A 4,578-nucleotide genomic window follows, 5' to 3' on the forward strand; every position below is an offset into this window, starting at 1 on the left:
TCCAAGAATTCCAAGAATTCCAAGAATTCCAAGAATTCCAAGAATTCCAAGAATTACGCTCACCTCAAAAAAATCATAGTTAAAATTTAGCAAACTCAGGACCCGATTGCTAAAATTTTATAAAATTTATATAAAAACCTTGACATATTGCCACTCAATGTTGTATAATACTGGCAATCTTACCGAAAGAGTGCTAAAGGTGAAAACGAATAAACGTGATATGATCCTGGAATCCATCATTTCCGCCTATCTTGATAGCAATACCCCGATCGGATCTTCAGAGCTGGGTGAGCGTATGGGCGTAGCGATGTCAGCGTCTAGCATCCGAATTTATTTTAAGCGCTTAAGCGATGAGGGGGCTTTGACGCAGCTTCATGTAAGCGGTGGTAGAATTCCGACGGTTGCGACGATGCAGGATTACTGGCGCGCTAGGCTTAGCTTCGACGATGAGTTAAAAATAGACGATGCTCGCGAGCTAGAAGCGGTGCTTGAGGATTTTGAAATTTACTGTATGATTTTCAACGCCGAAAACGAAGCCCTAAGCGAAGTTATCAATCACGATAATCGCTTCATAATCCTTGCATTTAGAACGGATGAGATTATCTTAAAATACGATTTTAGAGTTTTTAAATTTCTATCAAATTTAATAGGAATTTCACTCGGAGATTTGGAGATAGCTTCGATACAGATCGGTCTACGCGAGCTTAGCACCAAAATTAAAGAGCTAAAAAATTCTAAAATCGAATTTCTTTGTAACGAGGTCGTAGCGTATAAAATTTTCAAAGACGAGCGGTTTAAAATTTTACTCAACCCCTCGATCGCCGTAAATTTTACTAAAAATTTGATCTTTGCGCCCTACTTCGAGCACGGATTTATGGGGATCAAACGCCCCGTAAAATTCGAAGGCGAGGACGCTACGATGATCTGCGCAGGCAGCGTTTACGAGAATTACGAGAAATTTTTTAACTACGCTAAAGGAGTAGCATGAGCCATAAATTTAAAGAGCACGGCGATAAAAACGCAGCGTGCGATAGTGAAGAAAAAGAGGTTTGCGAGCAGTGCGCGTCAGAGGCTAGCGAGCCGCAAGAGGCGCAGACATGCGACGATACCGATGCGCAGATACAAAAGCTTCAAAACGAGCTAAGTGAGATCACCGATAAATTTTACCGCGCCAATGCGGATTTTGAAAATCTCAAAAAACGTTTGGAAAAAGAAAAAGATAGCGCTGTTGCTTACGCTAGCGAGAGCTTTGCGAAGGATCTGCTGCCGATAATCGACGCGCTTGAGGAAGCCGCCAAAATTGATGTGGAAGGTAATGAGCTTGCGGATAAAATTGAGGTCGGCGTAAAACAATGTCTAAGCCTTTTTACAAAGACTTTTGAAAAATACGGTATCGTTCCGATAGCGACGGATGCGGGATTTGATCCTAGCGTGCATAACGCCATCTCGATGATTGAAGCCGAAGGCGCTAAAAAAGGCGATATCGTTCAAGTATATCAAAAAGGTTATATGTATAAGCAGCGCGTTTTGCGCGCCGCTATGGTAGTAGTGGCGAAATAATCGTCCAAATTTTAAAATTTTAAATTCAATACAAAGGATAAAAAATGGCAAAAGTCATAGGCATCGACCTAGGAACAACAAACTCGTGCGTAAGCATATTCGAGCGTGGCGAGAGCAAGATCATACCGAACAAAGAGGGTAAAAACACCACTCCGTCGGTAGTCGCTTTCACCGACAAAGGCGAGGTTTTAGTAGGCGACAGCGCCAAGCGCCAAGCCGTCACTAACCCGGAAAAGACGATCTACTCGATCAAGCGCATCATGGGTCTTATGATGAATGAAAAAAATGCGCAGGAGGCCAAAAAGCGCCTACCGTATAAAATCATCGACCGAAATGGCGCGTGCGCGGTAGAGATCGCGGGCAAGGTTTATACGCCGCAAGAAATTTCAGCCAAGGTGCTAATCAAGCTAAAAGAGGATGCTGAGGCGTTTTTGGGCGAGCCCGTCGTAGATGCGGTCATCACCGTACCTGCGTATTTCAACGACAGCCAAAGAAAGGCGACGAAAGAAGCAGGAACAATCGCGGGCCTAAACGTGCTTCGCATCATCAACGAGCCGACCGCAGCAGCGCTTGCGTATGGGCTGGATAAAAAAGAATCTGAAAAGATCGTCGTTTACGATCTAGGCGGCGGTACATTCGACGTAACCGTGCTAGAAACCGGCGATAGCGTCGTAGAAGTTTTAGCTACCGGCGGTAATGCATTTTTGGGCGGCGATGATTTCGATAACAAACTGATCGACTTTTTAACCTCAGAATTTCAATCTGAAACAGGCATCGACTTGCGCGGCGATGTCATGGCTATGCAACGCCTAAAAGAGGCTGCGGAAAACGCCAAAAAAGAGCTAAGCAGTGCGATGGAAACGACGGTAAATTTACCTTTCATCACTGCTGATGCCACAGGTCCTAAACACCTGATGAAAACCATCACCAGGGCCAAATTTGAAAGTATGATCGATTCTTTGGTAGATGAGACCATAAGCACTCTCAAAAAGGTCGTAAGCGATGCAGGTCTTAGCATGAACGACATAAAAGAGGTCGTCATGGTTGGCGGCTCGACGCGCGTGCCACTCGTGCAAGAGGAGGTCAAAAAGGCTTTCGGCAAGGAGCTAAATAAGAGCGTAAACCCTGATGAAGTCGTAGCAATCGGCGCAGCGATCCAAGGCGCGGTCATCAAAGGCGACGTAAAAGATGTGCTACTGCTCGACGTCACTCCGCTAAGCCTCGGCATCGAAACCCTGGGTGGCGTGATGACCAAGATCATCGAGAAGGGAACTACGATACCTACGAAAAAATCTCAAACCTTCTCGACTGCAGAGGATAACCAAAGCGCCGTTACGATCAACGTCTTGCAGGGCGAGCGCGAGTTTGCAAAGGATAACAAATCGCTAGGAAATTTCAATCTTGAAGGTATCATGCCCGCTCCTCGCGGCGTACCGCAGATCGAGGTGGAATTTAACATCGATGCGAACGGAATTTTAACCGTTTCGGCAAAAGACAAGGCTACCGGCAAGGCAACCGACATCCGCATCACCGGCTCAAGCGGCTTAAGCGACGCCGAGATCGATAAGATGGTCAAGGATGCCGAGCTTCACAAAGAGGAAGACAACAAGCGCAAAGAGACCGTCGAAGCGCGCAACCAAGCCGACAGCATCGCACATCAAACCGAAAAGAGCCTAAGCGAGATGGGCGAGAAGGTACCGGGCGATCTACGCGCTAAGATCGAGAGCGCGCTAAACGATCTAAAAGCCGTGCTAAAGGATGAAAACGCGAGCAAGGAAGCGATAAACTCTAAAGTAGAAGCCCTAAGCAAGGTCGCCGAGGATCTATACAAGGCTGCCAGCGCAAATCAGGGCGCGCAAGGCGGATCGCAAAGCAGCGGTGCAAACGGCGGCAAAAAAGACGACGACGTCATCGACGCCGAAGTCGAATAACACTCACGCAAAGTGAAATTTTATAGCCGCGCGCTCGGTAGTTTTGCTAGAGCTTGAAAGGCAATTTTACCGGTGCGCGGCAGAAGCGACCCCATAAACCGCACATGAAATTTCATAGCTTCACAGGCTCGGGCGTTTTTCATACGCCCGAGCTTAACTGCTCTTCAAATTAAATTCCCAACAAACTAAAATTTTGAGTCACACATAAATACTACTAAATTTTGCGCTGTATAAATCTCGCTAGACATTAGAGTATATCCAGACGCGATCGAAATTTCTCCGCGCCGATCCCAAATATAGCTGAAATTTTAAGCCTATTGCCTACAAAACGAAGCTGCAATAAATTTAAATGTATGGCGAGAAAGTAAAAAATGTATCGTAAAAAGACGCGGTAAAAAGCGCCAGTTAAATTTAGAAGCAAAAGAGCTAAATTTAAAGGCGCGTAGATTGATTTATTAAAAAGCAAAAGCCCAAAGACGGCGCTTCGCCTTTGGACTTTAAATTTAGCCTTATTTAGCTAGAGCTAATTCTTGCGAGTATTCGCATCAGGGGTGAAAAGCGGCTTATTTAGCAGCTTGAAATCGCCTACGAACTTCTGCCCCTTCTCGCTAGTGATCCATTTGATGAAACGCTGCGCGTTTTCGTAGTCGGCTTTTGGGCAGTGCTTCGGATTGACCGCGATTACGGAGTAAAAATTCTTCAGATCGTTATCGCCTTCGTTGATGATAACCATATCGGGGTTACCCTTTTTATTGTCCTCATATTTGATGTAGGTGCCGCGATCGGTGAAGGTCACGCCCTTTTGCTCGGCGGCTGCGTTGATCGTAGCGATCATGCCTTGACCGGTTTGGTTATACCACGCCTCGTTTTCAGGCACGGCGCCCTCAACCTTTTTCCAAATACCTTTCTCTTTGTTATCGGTGCCAGATTTATCGCCGCGAGAGAAAAATTTAATCTTCTCCGCCTTGATTAGCTCAAACGAACCTTTAAGATCTTTGCCTTTAAATTTAGGCGCGATCGATTTATCGGCGATGAGGATAAAATCATTATACATAACGGGCGTGCGGTCAACGCCGAAGCCTTTTTC

At 45.8% G+C, this 4,578-nt stretch carries 4 protein-coding genes; 3 read left to right on the forward strand and 1 reads right to left on the reverse strand.

Annotation, left to right across the window (positions count from 1 at the left end; translation table 11 throughout):
* Window positions 1-199: 199 nt before the first annotated feature.
* From Q0135_RS03080 to dnaK, 3 genes are read left to right on the forward strand one after another with little or no spacing between them, the layout of a single operon-like run.
* Window positions 200-988: an HrcA family transcriptional regulator gene (locus Q0135_RS03080; protein WP_297988143.1), complete on the forward strand. Its 789-nt coding sequence runs from the start codon at window positions 200-202 to the stop codon at window positions 986-988.
* Window positions 985-1,560: a nucleotide exchange factor GrpE gene (locus Q0135_RS03085; RefSeq protein ID WP_297881939.1), complete on the forward strand. Its 576-nt coding sequence runs from the start codon at window positions 985-987 to the stop codon at window positions 1,558-1,560. The genes Q0135_RS03080 and Q0135_RS03085 overlap by 4 nt, the downstream gene beginning before the upstream one ends.
* A 44-nt stretch (window positions 1,561-1,604) precedes the next feature.
* Window positions 1,605-3,491: a molecular chaperone DnaK gene (gene dnaK, locus Q0135_RS03090; RefSeq protein ID WP_297942376.1), complete on the forward strand. Its 1,887-nt coding sequence runs from the start codon at window positions 1,605-1,607 to the stop codon at window positions 3,489-3,491.
* A 523-nt stretch (window positions 3,492-4,014) separates the two neighbouring features.
* Here dnaK and Q0135_RS03095 read toward each other — a convergent pair.
* Window positions 4,015-4,578 (reverse strand): substrate-binding domain-containing protein (locus tag Q0135_RS03095; RefSeq protein ID WP_297988144.1); only part of this gene is annotated, 564 nt, incomplete at its 5' end.

This window comes from uncultured Campylobacter sp. (assembly GCF_937981295.1).
Taxonomy (GTDB): domain Bacteria; phylum Campylobacterota; class Campylobacteria; order Campylobacterales; family Campylobacteraceae; genus Campylobacter_B.